The 22972-nt window shown below is 61.6% G+C and carries 21 protein-coding genes and 1 pseudogene; 15 read left to right on the top strand and 7 right to left on the bottom strand.

Annotated features, from left to right (window positions below; all coding sequences use genetic code 11):
- Positions 1-35: 35 nt before the first annotated feature.
- The 4 genes from AC07UI_RS13685 to AC07UI_RS13670 all read left to right on the top strand — a co-directional run bounded on the left by AC07UI_RS13685 (position 36) and on the right by AC07UI_RS13670 (position 2704).
- On the top strand, positions 36-701 hold the full coding sequence (locus tag AC07UI_RS13685; RefSeq protein WP_494992986.1) for a response regulator transcription factor: 666 nt from the start codon (positions 36-38) through the stop codon (positions 699-701).
- On the top strand, positions 677-2062 hold the full coding sequence (locus AC07UI_RS13680) for a sensor histidine kinase (RefSeq protein ID WP_494992985.1): 1386 nt from the start codon (positions 677-679) through the stop codon (positions 2060-2062). The genes AC07UI_RS13685 and AC07UI_RS13680 overlap by 25 nt, the downstream gene beginning before the upstream one ends.
- Positions 2063-2146: 84 nt before the next feature.
- Entirely contained in the window at positions 2147-2518 is a 372-nt protein-coding gene (locus tag AC07UI_RS13675) for a hypothetical protein (RefSeq protein WP_494992984.1), read from the top strand.
- 3 nt (positions 2519-2521) lie between these two features.
- The gene (locus tag AC07UI_RS13670; protein ID WP_494992983.1) at positions 2522-2704 is read left to right on the top strand and encodes a DUF1289 domain-containing protein; all 183 of its coding nucleotides are present in this window, start codon (positions 2522-2524) and stop codon (positions 2702-2704) included.
- 45 nt (positions 2705-2749) lie between these two features.
- Here the strand turns inward: AC07UI_RS13670 and AC07UI_RS13665 are convergent, their stop codons facing one another.
- The 3 genes from AC07UI_RS13665 to AC07UI_RS13655 all read right to left on the bottom strand — a co-directional run bounded on the left by AC07UI_RS13665 (position 2750) and on the right by AC07UI_RS13655 (position 6261).
- Complete coding sequence (locus AC07UI_RS13665) at positions 2750-2944, bottom strand: hypothetical protein (protein WP_494992982.1); 195 nt, start codon at positions 2942-2944, stop codon at positions 2750-2752.
- Between the two features lie 237 nt (positions 2945-3181).
- On the bottom strand, positions 3182-4504 hold the full coding sequence (locus AC07UI_RS13660) for an ABC transporter ATP-binding protein (protein ID WP_494992981.1): 1323 nt from the start codon (positions 4502-4504) through the stop codon (positions 3182-3184).
- Between the two features lie 14 nt (positions 4505-4518).
- Positions 4519-6261: an ABC transporter permease gene (locus tag AC07UI_RS13655; RefSeq protein ID WP_494992980.1), complete on the bottom strand. Its 1743-nt coding sequence runs from the start codon at positions 6259-6261 to the stop codon at positions 4519-4521.
- A 218-nt stretch (positions 6262-6479) separates the two neighbouring features.
- Between AC07UI_RS13655 and AC07UI_RS13650 the strand changes: the two genes are divergently transcribed.
- Complete coding sequence (locus AC07UI_RS13650) at positions 6480-6734, top strand: hypothetical protein (protein WP_494992979.1); 255 nt, start codon at positions 6480-6482, stop codon at positions 6732-6734.
- Positions 6735-6818: 84 nt separating this feature from the next.
- Here AC07UI_RS13650 and AC07UI_RS13645 read toward each other — a convergent pair.
- Positions 6819-7052 (bottom strand): annotated as a pseudogene (locus AC07UI_RS13645) (flavohemoglobin expression-modulating QEGLA motif protein); the annotation flags it as partial.
- 217 nt (positions 7053-7269) lie between these two features.
- Here AC07UI_RS13645 and ggt point away from each other — a divergent pair.
- Both ggt and AC07UI_RS13635 read left to right on the top strand, forming a co-directional pair.
- Entirely contained in the window at positions 7270-8997 is a 1728-nt protein-coding gene (gene ggt / locus AC07UI_RS13640; protein ID WP_494992978.1) for a gamma-glutamyltransferase, read from the top strand.
- A 165-nt stretch (positions 8998-9162) separates the two neighbouring features.
- On the top strand, positions 9163-9633 hold the full coding sequence (locus AC07UI_RS13635) for a YbhB/YbcL family Raf kinase inhibitor-like protein (protein WP_494992977.1): 471 nt from the start codon (positions 9163-9165) through the stop codon (positions 9631-9633).
- 182 nt (positions 9634-9815) lie between these two features.
- Here the strand turns inward: AC07UI_RS13635 and AC07UI_RS13630 are convergent, their stop codons facing one another.
- From AC07UI_RS13630 to AC07UI_RS13620, 3 genes are read right to left on the bottom strand one after another with little or no spacing between them, the layout of a single operon-like run.
- Positions 9816-10976: an iron-containing alcohol dehydrogenase gene (locus tag AC07UI_RS13630; RefSeq protein WP_494992976.1), complete on the bottom strand. Its 1161-nt coding sequence runs from the start codon at positions 10974-10976 to the stop codon at positions 9816-9818.
- A 2-nt stretch (positions 10977-10978) separates the two neighbouring features.
- Complete coding sequence (locus AC07UI_RS13625) at positions 10979-12370, bottom strand: aldehyde dehydrogenase family protein (RefSeq protein WP_494992975.1); 1392 nt, start codon at positions 12368-12370, stop codon at positions 10979-10981.
- Between the two features lie 37 nt (positions 12371-12407).
- Entirely contained in the window at positions 12408-13781 is a 1374-nt protein-coding gene (locus tag AC07UI_RS13620; RefSeq protein WP_494992974.1) for a glutamine synthetase family protein, read from the bottom strand.
- A gap of 275 nt (positions 13782-14056) precedes the next feature.
- Here AC07UI_RS13620 and AC07UI_RS13615 point away from each other — a divergent pair, with 275 nt between their 5' ends.
- From AC07UI_RS13615 to AC07UI_RS13580, 8 genes are all read left to right on the top strand, one after another.
- Complete coding sequence (locus AC07UI_RS13615; RefSeq protein ID WP_494992973.1) at positions 14057-14374, top strand: Rieske (2Fe-2S) protein; 318 nt, start codon at positions 14057-14059, stop codon at positions 14372-14374.
- Between the two features lie 215 nt (positions 14375-14589).
- A complete protein-coding gene (sufB, locus tag AC07UI_RS13610; RefSeq protein WP_494992972.1) occupies positions 14590-16038 on the top strand; it encodes a Fe-S cluster assembly protein SufB in 1449 nt (482 codons plus the stop codon).
- 15 nt (positions 16039-16053) lie between these two features.
- Positions 16054-16818: a Fe-S cluster assembly ATPase SufC gene (sufC, locus tag AC07UI_RS13605; protein WP_494992971.1), complete on the top strand. Its 765-nt coding sequence runs from the start codon at positions 16054-16056 to the stop codon at positions 16816-16818.
- The gene (sufD, locus tag AC07UI_RS13600; RefSeq protein ID WP_494992970.1) at positions 16815-18134 is read left to right on the top strand and encodes a Fe-S cluster assembly protein SufD; all 1320 of its coding nucleotides are present in this window, start codon (positions 16815-16817) and stop codon (positions 18132-18134) included. The genes sufC and sufD overlap by 4 nt, the downstream gene beginning before the upstream one ends.
- Complete coding sequence (locus AC07UI_RS13595; protein WP_494992969.1) at positions 18131-19405, top strand: SufS family cysteine desulfurase; 1275 nt, start codon at positions 18131-18133, stop codon at positions 19403-19405. Before sufD ends, AC07UI_RS13595 begins: the two co-directional genes overlap by 4 nt.
- Entirely contained in the window at positions 19402-19860 is a 459-nt protein-coding gene (sufU, locus tag AC07UI_RS13590) for a Fe-S cluster assembly sulfur transfer protein SufU (protein ID WP_494992968.1), read from the top strand. Before AC07UI_RS13595 ends, sufU begins: the two co-directional genes overlap by 4 nt.
- A gap of 6 nt (positions 19861-19866) precedes the next feature.
- Positions 19867-20715, top strand: a complete 849-nt coding sequence (gene sufT / locus AC07UI_RS13585) for a putative Fe-S cluster assembly protein SufT (RefSeq protein WP_494992967.1) — start codon at positions 19867-19869, stop codon at positions 20713-20715.
- Between the two features lie 10 nt (positions 20716-20725).
- Positions 20726-22714 (top strand): thioredoxin domain-containing protein, encoded by a 1989-nt coding sequence (locus tag AC07UI_RS13580; RefSeq protein ID WP_494992966.1) that lies wholly within the window; start codon positions 20726-20728, stop codon positions 22712-22714.
- The last annotated feature ends 258 nt before the right edge of the window (positions 22715-22972 follow it).

The following is a 22972-nucleotide window of genomic DNA, read 5'->3' as shown; positions in this document are numbered from 1 at the left end:
TGAGTGTCGAGCCTCACTTATCACCGGAGAGGGCCATGCGGATATTGCTGGTCGAAGACGATCCCATGATCGGGGATGCGATCCAGGGCGCGCTGACGGATGCCAGTTACGCCGCCGACTGGGTCAGGGATGGGCTGACCGCCCTTACTGCGCTGGACACTCAACATTATGACCTGGTGCTGCTTGACCTTGGCCTGCCCGGCAAGGACGGCCTTGCGGTATTGAGCAGCATTCGTGCCGGCAACAACGGCGTTCCGTTGCTGATCATCACTGCCCGCGACAGCCTCGACGATCGCTTGCGCGGCCTCGATGGCGGCGCTGACGACTACCTGCTCAAACCCTTTGAAATGGCGGAATTGCTGGCCCGCATGCGTGCCGTTCTGCGCCGCAAAGGTGGCAGCGCGTTACCCGTGTTCAGCAACGGCGTGGTGTCGCTGGATCCGACCTCGAAACAAGCCAGCACCGAAGGAAATCCCGGCGTCCAGCTCTCCAGCCGTGAGTTTTCGCTGCTGCAGGCGCTGTTGATCAGGCCGGGCGCAATTCTTTCGCGCAGCGATCTCGAAGACCGTATCTATGGCTGGGGCAATGAAGTGGAAAGCAATGCGGTGGAGTTCCTGATCCATGCACTGCGTCGCAAGCTGGGTAGCCACGTCATCAAGAATGTCAGGGGTATGGGATGGATGGTTTCAAAAAGCGACTGAGCGAGTCAGTCCAACTCAGGCTGTCCGTTTCCCTGTCGCTGGTCATCCTGATCGTCGCTATCGTGGCCGGTATTTTCGCCTTCGTCTCTGCCTTCGATGAAACCCTCGAAATGCAGGACAATACCTTGCGTCAGGTGGCCGCGCTGTTCGAGCGTCAGCAGATGACGCTGGCCTATCCGCAGCACGGCGGGGGTATCGAGGGCGACGATGAAGAATCCAGGGTCATCATTCAGCACCTGACCGATGGCAGCAAGGCGTCGGGCAACGTTGATGCCGGGGCACCGCTGCCACTGCCGACCACGCTGGCCGATGGGCTGTCGACGCTGGAAGTCGGTGGCGAACCGTTTCGTGTGTTGGTCAAGACCATGAAAAGTGGCGAACGCATCGCCGTCGCGCAGGAAACCGGCGCGCGCGACAAGGACGCCCGCGAGAGCGCCTGGCGCGGCCTGCTGCCGTTTTTCATCCTGTTTCCCGTGCTCTTGCTGGTGGTTGCCGATCTGGTGCGCAAGCTGTTTCGACCCATCGCGGTACTGGCTTGTGAAATCGACCAGCGCGGCGAGCAGGAACTGCACCCCATTGACGAGAACCATCTGCCTGCCGAAATCCGCCCCTTCGTGCTGGCCATCAATCGATTACTCAACCGTGTGGCTCAGTCGATGGAAACCCAGCGCCGCTTCGTCGCCGACGCTGCCCACGAACTCCGATCGCCGCTGACGGCGCTGTCCCTGCAAGCCGAACGCCTGGCTGGCGCAGAGATGTCGACTCTGGCCCGGGAGCGTCTGTTTCCGTTGCGGCGGGGGATCGAGCGCGGCAAGAATCTCATTGATCAACTGTTGGCGCTGGCCACCGCACAATCGACCTCGATGCTGCCCACATCGCCGGTTTCCGTGCATGGTGTCTATCGTCGCGTGCTGGAGGACCTGCTGCCGCTGGCCGAAATCAAGCAGATCGACATCGGCGTCGAGGACGAACAGGATGTGCAGGTGCTGATCAACGAGATCGACCTGCTCGCCGTGGTCAAGAACCTGGTCGATAACGCCATTCGCTATACACCTGCGGGCGGGCGGGTGGACCTTTCGGTGGGCATGGAGGCGGGCGGGGCGCTGTTGCAGATCAGGGACTCCGGCCCCGGGATTGCGGCTGAGGAACGGGAGCGTGTATTCGATCCGTTTTATCGCAGCCTGGGGAGCCATGAGGTGGGGTCCGGATTGGGACTGTCCATCGTCAAGGCGATAGCGGATCGCAACGGGGCACGGATCCGCCTGGGATTTTGCGATGAGACGGGAAGAAGCGGGTTGTGTGTTTCGGTGTGGTTGCCGTCAGCGATCACCCGCAGAGCCCCCGTCGCCGCCCGTCTGTAGGAGCGGATTCATCCGCGAAAAGAACACATGGCTGGCCCATATACCCCTTCGGCCAGCCCTGGATACTCATACAAGGATCAACCCATGCTTTTAACCAAACGCGATCAGGCGCGAATCGAGCGTCGCCTGGTGGCTACCCTGACCGAGGCTTGTGAGACGGCCAAAGCGGAAATTACAGGGTTCTCCTGGCTGACCCACGAGGTGGATTACACGGTGTTCCCCGCCAGCCTGATGGTTACCTGGATCTTCGACACGCTGGCCAACAAGAGCCAGGCCCTGGCCAGCGGGCAAGGTGAGCGCATGGTCGAACTGACTGCCGCGGCGTTCAGTGACGCGGATATTGTCGTCAGTCCGGTCTCGGCCCACGTGCAATTTGACACTGAAGAGCAATGTCAGCGCGCCAATGCCGGAAACTGGCAGCAACGCCTGGCGCGCAAGCGCTCGACTCGAGGTTGACGCATGGCCAAAGATATCGAAAACCCGTGTATTGCCGTTTGTCAGCTGCGCGGTGAGCTGTGTGTGAGTTGTGGCCGCACCAAGGAGGACATCAGAAAATGGAAGCGCATGAAGCGCCCCGAAAAGATGGCCGTCGTGCAACGAGCGAGCCTGCGCCTGCAAAGTCTGCAAAAAAAGAACGCGTGAGCCGCTGGCTTCATCGCGGACAAGCCATCCGACACTGGAACCGTTTCAGTCGTGCAACAGTCCCGAACTGTATTGATTGAAACTGTTACCCAGCGTTGCCCCCCCAACATTCAGCTTGGGGTTACTGGTGTCAGACTGACGGCAACTCTCTGAAAAACAAGTGCTGGTAGTCATTCCAGAGCAGGCGCTCAACAATAAAGTGCTGACCATTAAAAAAACTTTGACGTGATTCAACTTCATTTTTCAGTCTCGCCTGGCTGGAAGCTACACAATGCATGATCCGATAACCTTCCGAACGCCGCCACATACCCTGCCGTTGTTCCAACCTGTCGCAGGAGTGGCGCAGCATTAGCGTCGAACGCATGGCTGTTGGAGTTTGGTACAGGTTCTGTATTTTTCGTATTTCTTCATCGGGATCCTGTCGGCCAGCAGGGCACACAATCGTGCTCTGCCTTGGCCTGTCTCCCGTGGCGAGTGCTACAGGCTGCCTTCGACGTCTTCCAGACTGAACGTCTCGGTGTGGTCGTTATAGGAAAAAATTTCAGCGTATCGTCCCCAGCTGATTACGCTTTCCAGTGTTTCTTCCACAAAAGCTTCACTGAGTGAATCTTCCAGTTCCTGCTCGAAACGTACACGTGGCGCCCAGTGCCCGTGCCGTTCCTGCAATACCTGGCGGATTCGCGCGGCCAATGGCACCTGTCTGAGCAGATGTTCCGCGAACATGACTTTGCGTTCCTGGGTGCCGTACTCGGCGAACAGCTTGCCAGCCTCGGTGAGTGTGATCTCGGCACCCTTGAGTTCAGCAAACCCCAGATGTTCCAGCATCTCTGCCACCGGGAACAAATCGTCCACTTCCAGCAACAACCGCTCTGCAACGTTCGGCAAGCCTGCATGGCCGTTATAGGGTTCGGCCGCCAGTGCTTCGATCAGGCCAGCCATCAGGTTGGTTGAGACATCCGGCAACTGACTGCCCACCTGCAGTTCGGCCTTGCCGGTCTTGGCGTCGGCACTTCGCCGGTTGGTCATCAATGCATAGATGTCATCGACCATCTTGCGAAAGGGCTTATCCAGACGGTTGCGTGGGTGGGCGAACGGCACCTTGATTTCCGCCACAACCCGCCCGGGATTTGACGACAAGACCAGAATACGGTCGCACATCAATACCGCTTCTTCGATATTGTGAGTCACGATCAGGATGGATTTGATCGGTAGCTGCTCCCCGCTCCACAAATCCAGCAAATCGGTTCTAAGCGTTTCTGCCGTCAGTACATCCAGGGCAGAGAAAGGCTCGTCCATCAATAACAAGGTGGGGTTGACCACCAGGCCTCGGGCGAAGCCCACCCGTTGACGCATCCCGCCGGACAGCTCACGCGGGTAGGCGTTTTCGAACCCGTCAAGGCCGATCAGGTCAATCGCGGCCAGCGCGCGCTTACGCGCAGCTTTTGGTTCTACCTGCAGCGCCTGGAGACCGGCCTCTACGTTTTCCAGTACGGTCAGCCACGGAAACAGGGCAAAGGTCTGAAAGACCATGGCCACACCTTCAGCGGGACCCGACAACAATGAGCCGTTGTATCGGACCTCGCCAGAGGTGGATTGTATAAGGCCGGCGATGATGCGCAGCAACGTCGACTTACCCGAGCCGGAGCGGCCCAGCAGGCCCACAATCTCGCCTTCGCGCAGGGTCAGGTCAACGTTGCTAAGAACTTGCCGCTCATCCTTGCCATTGCCAAAGCCCTTGCTCACCTTGGTGAGCGAGTAGATTTCGGAGGCTGCGCTGGAGTATTCGGTATGGCTATTCATGAGACCGACTCGGGTTAATTCAAACGGAGTTTGTTTTCAGCAATGGCGTACATCGGCCGCCACACCAAACGATTGAAGGCCACGACAAACAGCGACATGACCACCACGCCCAAGGTAATTTTCGGAAAATCGCCGGCCGCCGTGGTTTGCGCGATATAGGCACCCAAGCCATGTGCCACCACCTTGTCTTGTCCCCATGAAACGAACTCGGAAACGATACTGGCGTTCCAGGCCCCGCCAGAGGCGGTAATCGCCCCGGTCACGTAGTACGGGAAGATGCCGGGGAGCATTACTTTGCGCCACCACTGCCAGCCGCGGATGCGGAAATTGGTAGCCGCCTCTCTGAAGTCATTCGGAAACGCACTGGCGCCGGCGATCACGTTGAACAGAATGTACCACTGAGTACCCAGCACGATCAGTGGGCTCAGCCAGATATCCGGGTTCAACTTGTAGTGCAGGATCACGATGACAAACACTGGAAACAACAGGTTGGCCGGGAACGCCGCAAGGAACTGGGCCAAGGGCTGGATTTTTTCCGCAAGGTGCGGACGCAGACCAATCAGCACCCCAAGTGGAACCCAAATGAGTGACGCGACGGCAATCAGCAGAACCACCCGCAACAGCGTGATCAAACCCAGACCGAGCACATGCCAGAGCTCTGCAAAGGTCGCTTCGCTGCTGACGTAGAGCACTATGTGGTACAGCGCGTAGAGGGCGAGCGCAGTAATCAGCCCGCCCCAGACCCAGTCAATGATTCGTGAGGTTGCCGGGCTCGTGTTCATCGCTATGGCCTGGGCTCGTGGCAAGCTCAGGCGCATGTGGCCAATGCGGGTCATGGCGCGGACAAAAGGTCGTAACAGACGCTGAATGACCCGGGTGCGCTGGATCAGATTCAGCACCCAGGACTCAGGTGCGCCGCCCTGGGAGGCCGTGTCTTCCATACGGAACTTGTCCGCCCATGCCACCAGCGGCCGAAACAGGAACTGGTCATAGATCAGGATGACCACAATCATCGCCAGAATGACATAGCCCACCGCATGCATATCGCGCTGTTCAATGGCGGTCGCCAGATAGGAGCCCACGCCTGGCAGCGTGATGGTCTTGTCACCCACGGTGATGGCTTCAGAGGCAACCACAAAGAACCAGCCCCCGGACATGCTCATCATCATGTTCCAGACCAACCCCGGTATGGCGAACGGAACGTCCAGCTTCCAGAATTTTTGCCAGCCGGAAAGCTGCAGGCTGCTGGATACCTCTTCCAGATCACGGGGCAGCATGCGCAGTGACTGGTAGAAACTGAAGGTCATGTTCCAGGCCTGGCTGGTGAAGATGGCAAAAATGGCGGCGCATTCCGCGCCCAGTACTCGTCCTGGAAACAGCAACAGAAAAAATGTCACGGTAAACGAGATGTAGCCTAGAACCGGCACCGATTGCAGGATATCCAGTACCGGCACGAGCAATTTCTCTGCCCGCCGGCTTTTGGCAGCCAACGTACCGTAAACCAGGGTGAATATCAGCGAGGCAACCATCGCCGCGAGCATGCGCAATGTAGTGCGTACCGCATATTCGGGCAGGTTGGCCGGATCCAGCGAAATAACCTGGCTCTGCAAGGTCGAAATCGGCGCCCATGTCTCACGCGCACCGATCGAGAAAAACAGCAAAAAGCCGACAACCAGCGGCAGGGCTACCAGATCCCAGCGATTGGGCAGCAGCCGCCTTGCCGTAGCCGGGATGTAATGACGGAATACCTTTTTCATGTTCAGCGATTCCAGCAGCGTTCTGAGTGTGGTTCTTGACCACAGGTCAACACCTTCCAGAGTACAAACGCACGAAACTGCGTAGCAGAGGCAGTCTAAGCACAGCACACTCTAGAGCAGTGGTAAAAAAAACGACGGAGGGAGGCCACGCAAATGAACGCTACAGGGCAGTTGCCGGGGGAGCGGCCGAGTTACTCAGTGGTACAGACTGCTGAATAATGTCGCGCACCGGCTACGCCGTGTTCGGCATCCCATACATGGCCCACCGAGAATGGGCAGGATCCACGACTGGAGTCTCCTTTGGCGGGGTTGAAATGGGTATTGAGGCTGGAAAAGCGAAACCGCACCCTGACGGTAACGTCATCAAGCCATTGGCTTGGGTGTTGCGTGTGTTGCAGCTGCCAGCAGGCCAGGCGCCAATGAATCGCTTTTCAGGGCGGGATTATACGTATCAAAATATTACAGAAGTGTAAAATTCACATAACTTTTGAATATTAAAGGATCGCGCTGTGCACAGCGTCTGGTTCGGCTCTGCGCACTGTGCGTATCCATTGTCAGCCGTCTGGGTGCCCCTCATCGCAGCGACCCGCAAACGCTTCCAGGGAGGCGATGTCAGCACCGTGCTCGCGTGGGCGCAGCTCGACCCTGGGCAGTTCTGCACCTGCGGCGCGCCAGTGCGCCAGGAAGACTTCCTCGACCCCGTCCGGCCAGGCCAGGGCATCCAGCACGCGGATCTTGCGGGCCAGACCGGGTAGCGCGGTATCGAGTTCGGACAGGGGCGCTGTGCTCACGCAAACCTCCTTGGGGGACGAGGATCAGTTTTCCCAAACTCAGGCTCTGCCAGAGCATCGTGTTGCGGCTGGAGTCCAAGAGATTGCCCGCCTGGCGGGTGTGCGAGTCCGATGGTTGTGATTTAGCCGGTTGAGCAGGCTGAAACTGTCCTACAGTCTTTTGGCTGTCGGCCATCCGACACGACAATTACTTACCTTAAAACAAGAGAATCGACTCATGAATTTCGAGCCCCTTGCCAAATCATTTATTGCCACGGCACTCGCTCTTGGATTCACCTGTGCACAAGCAGCTTCGCAAGCCCCGGTCGCTGCCGAGAATGGCATGGTGGTCACGGCCCAGCATCTGGCCACCCACGTCGGCGTCGATGTGCTCAAGGACGGCGGCAACGCAGTCGATGCGGCGGTGGCGGTCGGTTATGCGCTGGCAGTGGTTTACCCCGCTGCGGGCAACATCGGCGGTGGCGGTTTCATGACCATCCAGTTGGCCGATGGCCGCAAGACTTTCCTCGACTTCCGCGAAAAGGCGCCCCTGGCAGCCACCGCGAACATGTATCTCGACAAGGATGGCAATGTCGTCCCGGACCTCAGTACAAAGGGACACCTGGCAGTCGGCGTCCCGGGAACCGTTTCAGGCATGGAGCTGGCGCTGAAGAAATACGGCACGATGAAGCGTGCCGATGTCATTGCACCAGCCATCAAATACGCCGAGGACGGCTTCGTGCTTGAACAGGGCGACGTCGATCTACTCGAAACCGCGACCGACGTCTTCAAGAAAGACATGCACGACTCGGGCGCGATTTTCCTGAACAAAGGTGAGCCGATGCAGGCCGGCCAGAAGCTGGTGCAAAAGGACCTGGCCAAGACGCTACGGGAAATCTCCAGTAAGGGGGCTGAGGGCTTCTATAAGGGCTGGGTTGCCCAGGCTATCGTCGACTCGAGCAAGGCCGGCAAGGGCCTCATCACGCAAGCCGACCTTGATAAGTATCAGACCCGCGAACTCGCGCCGATCGAGTGCGACTACCGTGGCTACCACGTCGTCTCCGCACCGCCGCCGAGCTCGGGTGGGGTCATTATTTGCGAGATCATGAACATCCTCGAAGGCTATCCGATGCCCAACCTGGGCTTTCACTCGGCTCAGGGGCTGCACTATCAGATTGAAGCCATGCGTCACGCCTATGTTGACCGCAACAGCTATCTAGGCGACCCCGACTTCGTCAAGAACCCGCTGGCGCACCTGCTGGACAAGGATTATGCGGCTAAGCTGCGCGCCGCTATCGCCCCGCAAAAAGCCGGTATTTCCCGCGAGATCAAACCTGGAGTGGCGCCTCACGAGGGTAACAACACCACGCATTACTCGATCGTCGACAAATGGGGCAACGCGGTCTCGGTGACCTACACCCTCAACGATTGGTTTGGTGCAGGGGTCATGGCCAGCAAGACCGGCATCATCCTCAACGACGAAATGGACGACTTCACCTCCAAGGTCGGCGTGCCCAACATGTACGGTCTTGTGCAAGGGGAAGCGAACGCTATCGCCCCAGGCAAAGCCCCACTGTCCTCAATGAGCCCGACGATCGTCACCAAGGACGGCAAAACACTCATGGTCGTCGGCACGCCAGGCGGCAGCCGGATCATCACTGCGACCTTGCTGACGATCCTCAACGTCATCGACTACAAGATGAATATTCAGGAAGCGGTCGATGCGCCACGATTCCATCAACAGTGGTTGCCTGAAGAGACTAATCTTGAAACGTTCGCCGTCAGCGCTGATACCCAGAAAATCCTCGAAAGCTGGGGACAAAAGTTCATCGGCCCGCAGAACGCCAACCATGTCGCGGCGATATTGGTCGGGGCACCTTCGCTCGGCGCAAAACCGGTCGGCAAAAACCGTTTCTACGGCGCGAACGATCCGCGTCGCAACACGGGCCTGTCACTGGGCTACTAAGTGATGTGAAGCCCTGTTTCAGGGCTTCGTTGAGCGACGCAAGTTCAGCCTGATCGCGTTGAACCTGCGTCGCGTGTAACAAGAGTGCTTGTTATCGGGAACAGCGGAACCAGTCCGCGCGGCACAAGTCTGGTGTCAAACACACGTTAAAAAGAGGTAGCGGTCATGCCATTCATGCTCGAATCTCCCGCTTTTCATGCCCAAGGTCCGATACCGGCGCAATACAGCTGTGAAGGCCGGGATGTTTCTCCGCCGTTGGCCTGGAGCGGTGTCCCCCCAGGCACCCAGAGTCTGGCGCTGATCGTGGACGACCCGGACGCGCCAGACCCCGCTGCCCCCAGGATGACCTGGGTGCATTGGGTGCTCTATAACCTGCCCGCGGCGACAACCGAGTTGCCCGAAGACCTGCGCATGCTGCCGCCCGGCACGCTGCCGGGGCTCAACGACTGGCAGAAAACCGGCTACGGCGGCCCTTGTCCGCCTATCGGCAACCATCGGTATTTTCACAAGCTCTACGCGCTGGACACGGTCTTGCCGGACCTGAAACTGCCCACCAAAGCCCAACTCGAAAGCGCAATGCGCGGCCATGTACTGGCAAAGGCCGAGCTGATTGGCACCTATCGTAAAATGAGGTGAGCGCAGGAGCTGCCGAAGGCTCGGGCCGCATTCGGACGATCTTTGGCTGACGGCTTTTGTGCAGGAGCAGCCGGTCGACGCTCGATTGGTCCGGGCGGCGTTCCGACGATGGACTCAAGGGCGACGCGTTTATTCAGAAAGCACGCGTTATCGTTAACGTCCATCGCGAGCGAGCTCGGCTCCTACAGTCGGCCGTGGTAAGCCGCTGCGAAAATTTCTGCCGCGCCATTTCGTGTCAATGGCAGCGGGTTGCCGCCGGCGCAGGGGTCGACAATCGCCATGTCCGCGATCAGATCGGCCTGCCGATCATCCACTCCCAGCTCAACCAGCGTATGCGGCACGCCAATGTCCTTGCGCAGCTTGAGGACGAAGGCCAGAAAGCTGTCGAAACCCGGGGTGGGCAGACGCAGATAAGCTGCCAGGCGGGTGATGCGTTCCTCGATGGCCGGGCGATTGAACTTCAGGACATAGGGCATGAACGTGGCATTGGTCATGCCGTGATGGGTGTCGTACAGGGCGCCCACCGGGTGCGCAAGTGCGTGCATCCCGCCCAGCCCTTTCTGGAATGCGGTGGCGCCCATCGCGGCAGCCGCCAGCATGTGCGCTCGCGCATCGAGGTCGGAGGGTGTGTGGACTGCCCGTACCAGTGCATTGGCCACCAGGCGCATGCCTTCCACCGCGATACCTTCGGCCATGGGATGAAAACCGGGGGCGCAGTACGACTCCAGGCAATGGGCAAAAGCATCCATGCCCGTGCCGGCGGTGACTTTTGCCGGCATGCCGACGGTGAGGGCCGGGTCGCTGATCACCACCCGCGGCATCATCTTCGGGTGGAAGATGATGCGTTTGGTGTGCGTACGCTCGTCGATGATCACCGCCGCACGGCCCACCTCGGAACCGGTACCGGCGGTGGTCGGCACCGCGATGATCGGGGCGATACTGCTTTCGTCGGCACGTGTCCAGTAGTCGCCGATGTCTTCGAAATCCCAAACCGGTCGGGTCTGGCCGCTCATGAAGGCGATGAGCTTGCCCATATCCAGGCCGCTGCCACCGCCGAAGGCGACCACGCCATCGTGTTTCCCGGTATGCCAAGCCTGGAGCCCACCCGCCAGATTGGCTTCCACCGGATTGGGCTTGAGGTCACAAAACAGCGCTACACCGAGGCCCGCAGCGCGCAAGGAGTCCAGCGTTGCCGTGGTGATCGAGGCACGTGCCAGGCCACTGTCTGTGACCAGCAACGGTCGCTGGATACCTTGACTGCGGCAGATCTCGGCCAGCTCGGCGATGCGGCCGACACCGAAGCGGATGCTTGTGGGGTAGTTCCAGTTCGCGGTCAGGCTCATGTTCAGATCTCGTGGCGCAGATGGAAGGATTTTGCTCGAGTCAGGTTTTCGTAGCCAATGCGCGACAGCGTTACGCCGCGCCCGCTGTCCTTCACCCCGGTCCAGGCCAGGGCCGGGTCCAGATAGTCGCAGCGATTCATGAAAACGGTGCCGGTTGCGATCTCGTCGCCCAGGCGTTCGGCGGCGGCGAGATCTTGCGTCCAGATGGAGGCGCTGAGCCCGAACGCACTGTCGTTCATCAAGGTGATGGCTGCCTCGTCGCTGGCAACCGGCATGATCCCGACCACCGGGCCAAAACTCTCCTCGCGCATCACCGACATGTTATGGGTGACGTCCACTAACACCTGCGGCGCGAGGTAGGCGCTGCCGGGCGCGTCGGCGGCAAAAGCCTTTGGATCGATCAGTGCACTGGCCCCCAGTGCCAGTGCTTCGGCGATCTGCCGGCGAACGGATTCGGCGGCGCTCGGTGTCACCAGCGGGCCCAGCGTGGTGGCTTGGTCCAGTGGGTTGCCCAGCACGTATTGGCGAGTCAGGGCGACGAAGCGTTCGACAAAGGCCGGGTAGATTTTTTTATCGACATAGATCCGCTCGATGGCACAGCAGCTCTGCCCGCTGTTGAAGAAGCTGCCGTCCACCAGGTTCTCCACCGCATGCTCAAGGTTGGCGTCTGCGCGGACATAGGCCGGGTCTTTGCCGCCGAGTTCCAGCCCCAGGCCGAGGAAGCGTCCCATGGCGGCGACTTCCATGGCCTTGCCGGCGTCCACCGAACCCGTGAAGTTCACCTGCTGCACGCTTCCTGAGGCGATGATCGCGGCGGTCTGCCCATGATCGAGCAGCAGGTTGTGGAACAGGCCTTCGGGCAGATTGGCGCGGCGAAACGCCTCGACGAAGCGCTCGCCCACCAGCAGCGTTTGCGTGGCGTGCTTGAGGATAACGCTGTTGCCGGCCATCAGCGCCGGGATGATCGAATTCACTGCAGTCAGGTAGGGGTAGTTCCAGGGCGCGATGACCAGCACCGTACCCACCGGTTCGCGTTTGATATGGCGCCGAAAACCCGCGAGAGGAGCGGGTGCTACCGCCGCCAGGGCTTCAGGCGCAATGGCGATCATGTGCCGTGCGCGTTCTTCGAAGCCGCGCAGCTCGCCAGCGCCAAAGCGGACCGGGCGGCCCATCTGCCAGGCCAGCTCCGGCACGATTTCGGCGCTCATCGCCAGCATCGAGTCCACGGCGGCGCTGCAACAGGCTGCGCGTTCGCTCAGCGGCCGGCGCTTCCATTGCGCCTGGGCGGCGCCGGCAGCCGCCAGAGCCTGCTCGATCTGCGCCGCCTCGGTGCGGCGGCGTTCGGCGTAGACCCGGCCATCGACCGGTGAGATGAGTTGAATCATTGCGGTCATGACTTTCTCGATAATGGATAGCTCAATAATGGATTGCTCAATAGCGCTCAAAGCCGCGCTGCAGTTCCCAGTCGGTTATCCGCCGGTCGTATTCTTTCTGTTCCCAGTCGGCGGTATGCACGTAGTGGTTGACCACCTCATCACCGAATGCCTCGCGCAACATGGTCGAGGCCCGCAGCGCGGCGCAGGCATCGCGCAGGGTCTTGGACACTTCAGGCAAGTGCTCGTCGAGGTAGGCATCGCCCTCAAAGGGCGGCGCAAGGCTGAGCTTCTCGTCGATGCCGGCCAGGCCCGCGGCGATCAAGGCGGCGAAAGCCAGATAGGGGTTGAGGTCGGCGCCGCCGATACGGCATTCGATGCGGATGGCTTTGCTGCCCTCTGCACACAAGCGAAAGCCCGCGGTGCGATTGTCCCGACTCCACACCGCCCGCGTCGGCGCGAAGGTGCCGGCCTGAAAACGCTTGTACGAATTGATGTAGGGCGCGAGAAAACAGGTGATGTCGTTGGCGTATTTGAGCTGCCCGGCCACCCACGAGCACATCAGCCTGGACATGCCAAACTTGGCCTTGGGGTCAAAGAACAGGGGCTTCCTGGTATTTTTGTCCCACAGCGAATTGTGTATATGGCTGCTGGAGCCCGCGGCGTCATAGCGCCACTTGGCCATGAACGTGATCGCCTTGCCCTGCAGTTGCGCGATCTCTTTGCAGGCGTGCTTGATGATGACGTGGTGGTCGGCCATGGTCAGGGCGTCGGCATACCGGATGTTGATCTCTTCCTGGCCCGGACCCCATTCACCCTTGGAGTTTTCCACGGGAATGCCTGATGCCTGCAGGTGTTTGCGAATCGCTCGAAGCACCGGCTCCTCGCGGGTGGTCTGCAGGATGTTGTAATCCTCGATGTAGTGGCCGGCGGTCTTCGGGTTGCGGTAGTTGCGCTCGTGGATAGCCTCGTAACTCTCGTCGAACAGATAGAACTCCAGCTCGGAGGCGAACATGCCGCTGTAGCCGCGCTCGCGCAGTCGCTCGACCTGCTTTTTCAGGATCGCCCGCGGGCTGTGGGGCAGGTCCCGCCTGTGGTGATGATCGAGCACGTCGCAGAGCACCAGCGCCGTGCACTCAAGCCAGGGCACGCGACGCAGCGTGGCCATGTCGGGTTTGAGCACAAAATCGCCATAACCTTTGCTCCAACTGGCAGCGGCGTATCCCGGCACCGGCTCCATGTCGATGTCGTCGGCCAGCAGGTAATTGCAGCAGTGGGTTTCTTCATGGCCGCTGTCGATGAAAAACTCGACCTGGAATCGCTTGCCGACCAGTCGCCCCTGCATATCGACCATGCAAACCAGCACGGTATCGATTTCACCGCAGGCGGCGGCGAGCTTGAGTTCTTCAAAGCTGAGGAGGGGCTCGGTCATCACGTCAGTCCTGCGTGAAATGCTTGGGCCTGTCTGAAATAGCTGTTGCAGACGCTCTTCAGAAAACCCAAAACCTGCCGGAGCGAGCATCATGAGCAATGAGCTGTTGAAAGCTTAGCCTACTGTTGCTGCGCGCAAGTTTTGGGGGAGCGAAACCCGACGAATCAGGAGCAGATCCAGAAGCTAAAATGACATTCAAGAGGGGGCCGTGCAGCTGTTGAGTCGGGTGACTCAGCATCATGGCCCGAGCGCCGGTCGCACCCTGGAGTGGCACCATGAGTGAATTCGTCAAGGTCGCCTGCGTGGGCGATATCGAACCCGGTACCGGCAAGACCGTGAACCTTGGGGGAACGCCCGTCGCGCTGTTCAATGTGGACGGCCAGTATTTCGCCATCAACAACAGCTGCCCGCACGAGGACGGCCCGCTGGGCGAAGGCACGCTTTGCGGCAGCGTCGTGACGTGCCCCATACACGCCTATGAGTTCGACGTGATCAGCGGCGAATGCCTCACCGAATCGGCTTATCAAGTCGAACAGTTCGAGGTCCGTGTGGACGGCGACGACATCCTGGTGCGCGAGCCGGCAGAGACTTGAGCACTGCGGGCTGCAGGCTGCGGGCCTTGTAGGAGCCGAGCTTGGTCCGGGCGGCGTTCCGACGATGGCGATATCAAGGACGCCATCGCCGGCAAGCCGTGCTCCTACAGGTTTTGCGTACCCCCCGTTCGGACGATCTTGGCGATCTCGCACGTGCCGCAAGGGAGTATAGTAAAAAGATCAATTCGTCCTGCCAGACGCAGGAGGAGTCAGCGATGAGCACTGACAATGCCAGGATCCGCGAACTCAGCAGCCGGGCGTACAAGTACGGCTTCGTCACCGATTTGGAGAGCGACGCCGCCCCGCGCGGGCTCAACGAAGACGTCATCCGCCTGATCTCGGTGAAGAAGAACGAGCCGCAGTGGCTGCTCGACTGGCGCCTGAAAGCGTACCGCCACTGGCTGACGATGCGCGAGCCAACCTGGCAGAACGTCCATTACGAGCCCATCGACTACCAGGACATCATCTATTACTCGGCGCCCAAGCCGAAAACGCCGGGGCCCAATAGCCTCGACGAGGTCGACCCCGAGCTGCGCGAGATGTTTGGCAAGCTCGGCATCTCGCTCGCCGAGCAGGAGCGCCTGACAGGCGTGGCGGTGGACGCTGTGGTCGATTCGGTCTCGGTGGCGACTACTTTCAAGCACAAACTGGCCGAAGTCGGCGTGATCTTCTGCTCCTTCTCCGAAGCCGTGCAGAACCATCCGGAGCTGGTACGCAAGTACCTGGGTTCGGTCGTCCCCTACAGCGACAACTTCTTCGCCACACTGAACTCGGCGGTGTTTTCCGACGGCTCCTTCTGCTACGTGCCCAAGGGCGTGCGCTGCCCAATGGAACTGTCGACCTACTTTCGCATCAACGCCGCGGATACCGGCCAGTTCGAGCGCACGCTGATCGTCGCCGAGGAGGGCGCCTACGTGAGCTACCTGGAGGGCTGCACCGCGCCGATGCGCGACAAGAATCAGCTGCACGCGGCGGTGGTCGAGCTGGTCGCGCTGGACAACGCCCAGATCAAGTACGCCACGGTGCAGAACTGGTACCCGGGTGATGCAGACGGGGTCGGCGGCATCTTCAACTTTGTCACCAAGCGCGGCAAGTGCGCAGGCGCGCACTCGAAGATCTCCTGGACTCAGGTCGAAACCGGTTCCGCCATCACCTGGAAGTATCCGGGGGTGATTCTCCAGGGCGACTATTCGGTCGGCGAGTTCTACTCGGTCGCCCTGACGACTAACCACCAGCAGGCGGACACGGGCACCAAGATGATCCACATTGGCCGGCACACGCGCAGCACTATCCTCTCCAAGGGGATCTCAGCCGGCCATGGGCAGAACACCTACCGCGGCCTGGTGAAAATCCAGAAGGCCGCGACCGGCGCCCGCAACCATACGCAGTGCGACTCCCTGCTGCTGGGCAGCCAGTGTGGCGCGCACACCTTCCCCTATGTCGAGGTGAAGAACCCGAGCGCCCAGGTCGAACACGAAGCCTCCACCTCGAAGATCAGCGATGAGCAGCTCTTCTACTGCCGGCAGCGCGGCATCCGCGAGGAGGACGCGGTGCCGATGATCGTCAACGGCTTCTGCCGCGAGGTGTTCAAGGAACTGCCGATGGAGTTCGCGGTGGAAGCCCAGAAACTGCTGGGCGTGAGCCTGGAGGGCTGCGTGGGCTGAGGCCCGGGGTGGAGCATGCTCGAGATCAATAATCTGCACGCCAGCGTCGAGGGCCGTGAAATCCTGCGGGGTATCACGTTGCGGGTCGACGCCGGCGAGGTGCACGCGATCATGGGGCCTAACGGCTCGGGTAAAAGCACGCTGGCCCAAGTGCTGGCGGGCTTTGATACCTATGAGGTCAGCGGCGAGGTGCTCTACGAGGGCCAGGATCTGCTCGCCATGGCGCCGGAAGAGCGCGCGGTCGCCGGCATCTTCCTTGCGTTCCAGTACCCGGTCGAGATTCCTGGCGTCGGCAACCTCTACTTCCTGCGCACCGCCCTCAACGCCGTGCGCAAGCAGCGCGGACTCGAGGAACTCGACGCGCTGGATTTTCTCGCGCTCGCCAAGGAGCGCATGGCGCTGGTCGAGATGGACCAGAGCTTCATGAACCGCTCGGTCAACGTGGACTTTTCGGGTGGCGAGAAGAAGCGCAACGAGATCTTCCAGATGGCGATTCTGGAACCCAAACTGGCCATCCTCGACGAGACCGACTCGGGCCTCGACATCGACGCGCTGCGGATAGTCGCGGCCGGCGTCAACGCGCTGCGGAGCAAGGATCGCGCGCTGCTGGTCATCACCCACTACCAGCGATTGCTCGACTACATCGTCCCGGATCGCGTCCACGTCATGGCCAACGGCCGGATCGTGCAGTCCGGCGACAAGGCCCTGGCCGTCGAACTCGAGAAGCACGGTTATGGGAGCTTCGAGCAGGCACCGTCAGCGCCCGGAGCCACGCGATGAATACTCCGGCGAGCGTAGCGTTTCTCGCGCGGCTTGAGCCCAGGGCCAACGACCGGCAGCCCGCCTGGCTGGGAGAATTGCGCAACGCAGCGTTCCAGTGGGTGGCCGAACACGGCTTTCCTGCGGCCAAGGACGAAGCCTGGAAGTACACACGCGTTGCGCCGATCCTGGAGACTCCTTTGCGGCCAGCCGAGCCGGGCGCGAGCGGGGGCCTGTCCGACGCCAGTATCGAGCAGCTCGTCGGCAACTATGGCGGCCCGCGGCTGGTCTTCGTCAATGGCTATTTCGCTGCCGAGTTTTCGGTGCTTGAGGCGCTACCTCCAGATACCCGGGTGACCCATTTCGCCAGGCTGCTGTCGGCCGACAGCGGGACGCTCGAAGCGCCGTTCTCCCATGCCTTCCGCACACGACCGCAGGCGTTCACCGCGCTCAATACGGCCCTCGCCGAGGACGGAGCCTTGGTGCAGATACCCGCCCATACGACGGTCGATGAGCCGATCCATCTGGTGTTCCTCTCGGCCCCGGGCGTCACACCGCTGATGACCCAGCCGCGCGCCTTGGTGCTGATGGGAGCGGGGAGCCGCGCGACCCTGGTGGAAAGCCACGTCGGCAGCGGGGCAGAGGTCTACCTCAGCAATGCCGTCAGCGAAGTGGTACTCGACGCGGATGCTGCGCTTGAGCATTACCGGGTGCAGAACGAGAGCACGGCGGCGTTCCATGTCGCGCTGCTCAATGTGCGTCAGGCCCAGGGCAGCCACTTCGCCGCGCACTCCTTTGCACTGGGTGCGGCGCTGGCACGGCAGGAGGTGCGGATCATGCTCGAGGGTCCCGGCGCGCAGGTGGCCCTGAACGGCCTGTACCTGCCCCGGGGCGAGCAGCACCTGGACAACCAGACGACCATCGAGCACCTGGCGCCGCGCTGCACCAGCCGCGAACTCTATAAGGGCGTGATCGATGATCGCGGGCATGGGGTCTTCGACGGGCGGATCATCGTGCGTCCGGGTGCGATGAAGACGGATGCCAGCCAGACCAACAAGAATCTTTTGTTGTCGGGGTTGGCCCAGGCCAACACCCAGCCACGGCTGGAGATCTTCGCCGATGACGTCAAGTGCGCCCACGGCGCCGCCATCGGCCAACTGGATGAGCAGGCTATTTTCTACCTGCGCTCGCGGGGGATTCCCCTGGCGGTGGCGCGGTCTATGGTGATCTATGCGTTCGTCAGCGAGATGCTGGAGCTCATCCACCTGGAGCCGCTGCGGGCCCATGTGGAGCGACTGGTCGCCGCGCAGCTACGGGGCCTGGAGGTGTCGGCATGAATGACCTCGAAAGCAATTTTCAGGGACGCTCGAAACAGCTCGACGTTGCGCCAGGCTATGACGTCGAGCGCGTGCGCCAGGCGTTTCCGATCCTCAAGCAACGGATCTATGGCAAGCCGCTGATCTACCTCGACAGCGCCGCGACCAGCCAGAAGCCGCAGGCGGTCATTGACGCGATGTCACGCTTCTTCCTGCAGGAGAACGCCAACGTGCACCGAGGCGTGCATTACCTCTCGGTGCGCGCCACTGAGGAGTACGAGAAGGCTCGGGCCAAGGTCCAGGGCTTCCTCAATGCCGAGCACGTCGAGGAGATTGTCTTCGTCCGTGGCACGACCGAAGCGGTCAATCTCGTGGCGCAAACCTATGGCAAGGCGCAGCTGCGCGCGGGCGACGAGGTGCTGATCAGCACCATGGAGCATCACTCCAATATCGTGCCCTGGCAGATGCTCTGCGAGCAGACCGGCGCCCGGTTGCGGGTGGCCCCGATCAACGACGCAGGCGAACTCCTGCTCGATGAGCTGGAACGGCTGATCGGGCCCCGGACCCGGCTGGTGGCCGTTACCCATGTCTCAAATGTGCTCGGCACCATCAACCCGATCCGGCGCATTGTCGAACTCGCCCATGCCCGGGGCGTGCGCGTGCTGGTCGATGGCGCCCAGGCGGCCCCCCACCTTAAGGTCGATGTGCGAGCGCTGGGTTGCGACTTCTACGCTCTGTCGGGTCACAAGATGTACGGGCCCACCGGTATAGGCGTGCTCTACGGTCGCCACGAGCTGCTCGAAGCCATGCCGCCCTACCAGGGCGGCGGCGACATGATCCTCTCGGTCAGCTTCGAGAAGACCCTCTACAACAAACCGCCGTACAGGTTCGAAGCAGGGACACCGAACATGGCCGGCGCGATTGGTCTCGGCACGGCGGTCGACTTCCTGGGCCTGCTTGGGCCAGCGGCCATCGCCGCCCACGAGCAGGCAGTGCTGGCCTATGCACAGAAGGCGCTCGCGGCAGTGCCGGGCCTGCGGCTGATCGGCACCGCGGCGCAGAAAGTCGGCGTCCTCTCGTTCGTTCTGGACGGCATCCATCCGCACGATATCGGTACCATTCTGGACCGTGAAGGGGTCGCGATCCGCACCGGGCACCACTGCGCGCAGCCGTTGATGAACCGCTTCGGTCTGGCCGCCACCGCCCGCGCCTCGCTCGGCTGCTACAGCACCGAGCAAGATATCGATGCGCTGGTGGCAGGTCTGGCCAAGGTCCAGGAGGTGTTCCGGTGAGCAACGATGAACTGCGCGACCTCTACCAGGACGTGATCATCGACCACGGCAAGCGGCCGCGCAATTTCCGCGAGCTCCTGGACGCCACCTGTACGGCGGAAGGTTTCAATCCGCTGTGCGGCGATCAGCTCAGGATTTATATCAAGCTCGCGGACGGCGTGATCGAGGACATTGCCTTCCAGGGGGCCGGCTGCGCCATCTCCCAGGCCTCGGCATCCCTGATGACCCTTGCAGTCAAGGGGAAGAAGCCGCAGGAGGCACTGACACTTTTTGCCCATGTGCATGCGCTGCTCACCGAGGGGCCAAACGCCCGGGTGACGCCCGCGCAGCTTGGCAAGCTCGCGGTGCTTTCAGGGGTCTGGGAGTTCCCGGTGCGGGTCAAATGCGCCACCCTGGCCTGGCACACGCTGCGCAGCGCCCTCGAAGGTGGCAGCTCACAGGTCACGACGGAGTAATAAGCCATGGCAGCCGATCTACCCATCCCCAGCATTCGTCTCAGCGACTCGGCGCGGCGAATCTTGCGCGACGCCCTGGAGGATGGGCGCGTGGACGGGGTGCGGCTCAATATCGACGAGCGCTTCGTGCATAAGTTGCTCTTCGAGCCCGGCGAGGAAGGCGATATGGCCGTCGAAACGGACGGCATCAGCCTGTTGCTCGATCCGGCGAGCGCACGGCGAGCCGATGGCCTGTCCATCGATTTCGTGCATGACCTGCGCGGCGCCGGTTTCCAGTTCGACAACCCGAACCAGCCAAGCCGGCCCCAGTGGATAGAGCTTGCGCGGGACTGCGCGGTGACCCTGATACCGGGCGGGGAGCGGCTGCAGTTGGGGCGCGGCGAACGCGTGGTGGTGACCCAGGCACTCGGTGGCAGCTTCACGGTTCAAATCTCCAGGGGCCGGCTGGCGCGGATCGCCGCCGCCGACGCCGATGCCTTGGGGCTGGATGTTCACCAGGGCGGGCAGCCCCAGGCGAGCGCCCAGCCGGCGGCGAGCGGCGCCTTCGACATCCGGCAGGTGCTCGATATGCTGCGCACCGTCTACGACCCGGAGATTCCGGTCAATGTGGTCGATCTCGGGCTGATCTACCAATGCCAGGCCCGGCCGCTCGCCGACGGCGGTCAGCGAGTCGAAATCAAGATGTCCATGACCGCGCCCGGTTGCGGGATGGGCGACGTGCTGAAGGAGGAGGCGCGCACCAGGGTCGAAACCATCCCCGGGGTCAGCCAGGTCGAGGTCGAAATCGTCTGGGAGCCGCCCTGGGATCAAAGCCGCATGTCCGATGCAGCCCGCCTGCAGTTGGGTCTGTTGTGAGGAGTCAGTGATGAGCAATCGACTCGCCAGGGAAACTTCACCTTATCTGCGCCAGCACGCAGAGAACCCCGTCGATTGGTATCCCTGGGGCGAGGAGGCGTTCCGCCGCGCGCGCGACGAGGACAAGCCCATCCACCTGTCGCTGGGTTATGCCGCCTGCCACTGGTGTCACGTAATGGCCCATGAGTCGTTCGAGAACCCGGAGGTTGCGCGCCTGATGAATGAGCGCTTCATCAACATCAAGGTCGACCGCCAGGAGCGGCCTGACCTCGACGACATTTATCAAAAAGTCGTGCAGATGATGGGGCAGGGCGGCGGTTGGCCGCTAACGGTATTCCTCACGCCGGAGCGCGAGCCGTTCTTCGGCGGCACCTACTTCCCGCCGCAGGAGGGTTACGGCAGGCCTGGGTTCACCCAGCTCTTGCACGGTCTGAGCGCGGCCTGGCAGAACAACCGCGCGGCGATGCGCCAGAACGTCGAGCTGCTCCTCCAGGGCTACCGCGAGATGGAGACGCTGATGGTGGAGGGCGAGACGCCGCCGGAGCAAGACCCACCGGCCGTCGCTGCCCGACTGTTTGCGAAGAACACCGACCCTGTGCATGGTGGCCTGGGCAGCGCACCGAAGTTTCCCAACCCGGCCTGCCACGATCTCGTCCTGCGCCTCTATCAGCGCTTGCACGAGCCGGACTTGCTGCAGTCCCTTGCGCTGACCCTCGATTGCATGGCCGCCGGTGGACTCTACGATCACCTGGGCGGCGGCTTCGCTCGCTACTGCGTGGATGAGCGCTGGGCCGTACCGCATTTTGAAAAGATGCTCTACGACAACGGCCAGCTGGTGAAACTCTATGCCGACGCCTATCGCGCGACCGGCAAGCCTGCCTGGCGGCGCGTGTTCGAAGAGACGATCGACTACCTGCTGCGTGACATGACGCACCCTGAGGGCGGTTTCTACGCCAGCGAAGACGCTGACAGCGAGGGTGAAGAAGGCAAATTCTATGTGTGGACACCCGCGCAGGTGCAGGCCGTCCTCGGCGACCCGGACGCCGCGCTGGCCTGTCGGGCCTGGGGTGTGACCGCCAGCGGGAACTTCGAGCATGGCAGCACCGTGCTGCACCGCGCCGTCGCACTGGACGTGACGCAGGAAGCGCAACTGGCGGGCCTGCGCGACAAGCTGTTGGTGGCGCGTGCCCGGCGCGTTCGTCCGGGGCGCGACGAGAACATCCTCACCAGCTGGAACGCGCTGATGATCCAGGGTCTTTGCGCCGCCTATCAGGCGACCGGAACCGCAACCCACCTGGACGCCGCGAGACGCGCCGCCGATTTCATTCTGGACCGTCTTTCGACGCCCGAGGCAGGCCTGTACCGGGCTTGGCGGGAGGGCACGGCCAAGGTTCCGGGTTTTCTCGAGGACTACGCCTTCCTCGCCAACGCGTTGCTCGATCTCTACGAGTGCGACTTCGATCAGCGTTATCTCGAACGCGCCACGCGGTTGGTCGAGCTGATCCTCGAGAAGTTCTGGGAGGACGGGCTCTACTTCACGCCCAGTGATGGCGAGCCGCTGGTGCACAGGCCCCGCGCACCGCACGACAATGCCTGGCCGTCGGGCACCTCGAGCAGCGTATTCGCGTTCTTGCGACTCTTTGAGCTGACCGGCCGCGAGCTATACCGCGAGCGTGCCGAGCAGGTGTTCACGATGTACCGCGCCGCAGCCGCCCGGAGTCCCTTCGACTTTGCCCATCTCCTGGCGGCGCAGGACTTCGTACAGCGTGGTCCGGTCAGCATCGTCATCGCTGGCGAACGTTGCGCCGCCAGCGCCTTGGTGGCGAGCCTGCGACGCCGCTACCTGCCGGCACGAGTCCTGGCCTTTGCCGAGGATGTGCCCATCGGCGTCGGCCGGCTTGCGATCGCAGGGCAAACCAGCGCCTATGTGTGCCGTAACCGTACCTGCGAAGCGCCAGTAACCAGTGCCGCGGAGCTCGTAGAGCGCTGCCTGGGGTGAACGTCTATGCACATTCCCTTGGGCTAGTAGCTATTGCTGGAAGTTGTACCTCGGTACTTTCTGTTTGCGGGTACTTTTTGTCCGCGCCCCCACGCTCTGGAATATCGACGGATAACACAACATGCCATGAGCAGGCTTATTAGCGGCCTGACAGAACATCCTCCTGCAAATACTTGACGATCTGCTCAACGAACGCGCCGGCTCAGGGTGTTGGGCGGCATTCCCATGCGCCGCGCCAGCAAAACTGCCTGCCTGCAC

Source organism: Pseudomonas sp. GW821-FHT04C07 (genome assembly GCF_059420325.1).
The sequence above is the reverse complement of the archived record's forward strand: the minus strand, read 5'-3'. Positions and strand labels throughout refer to the sequence as shown.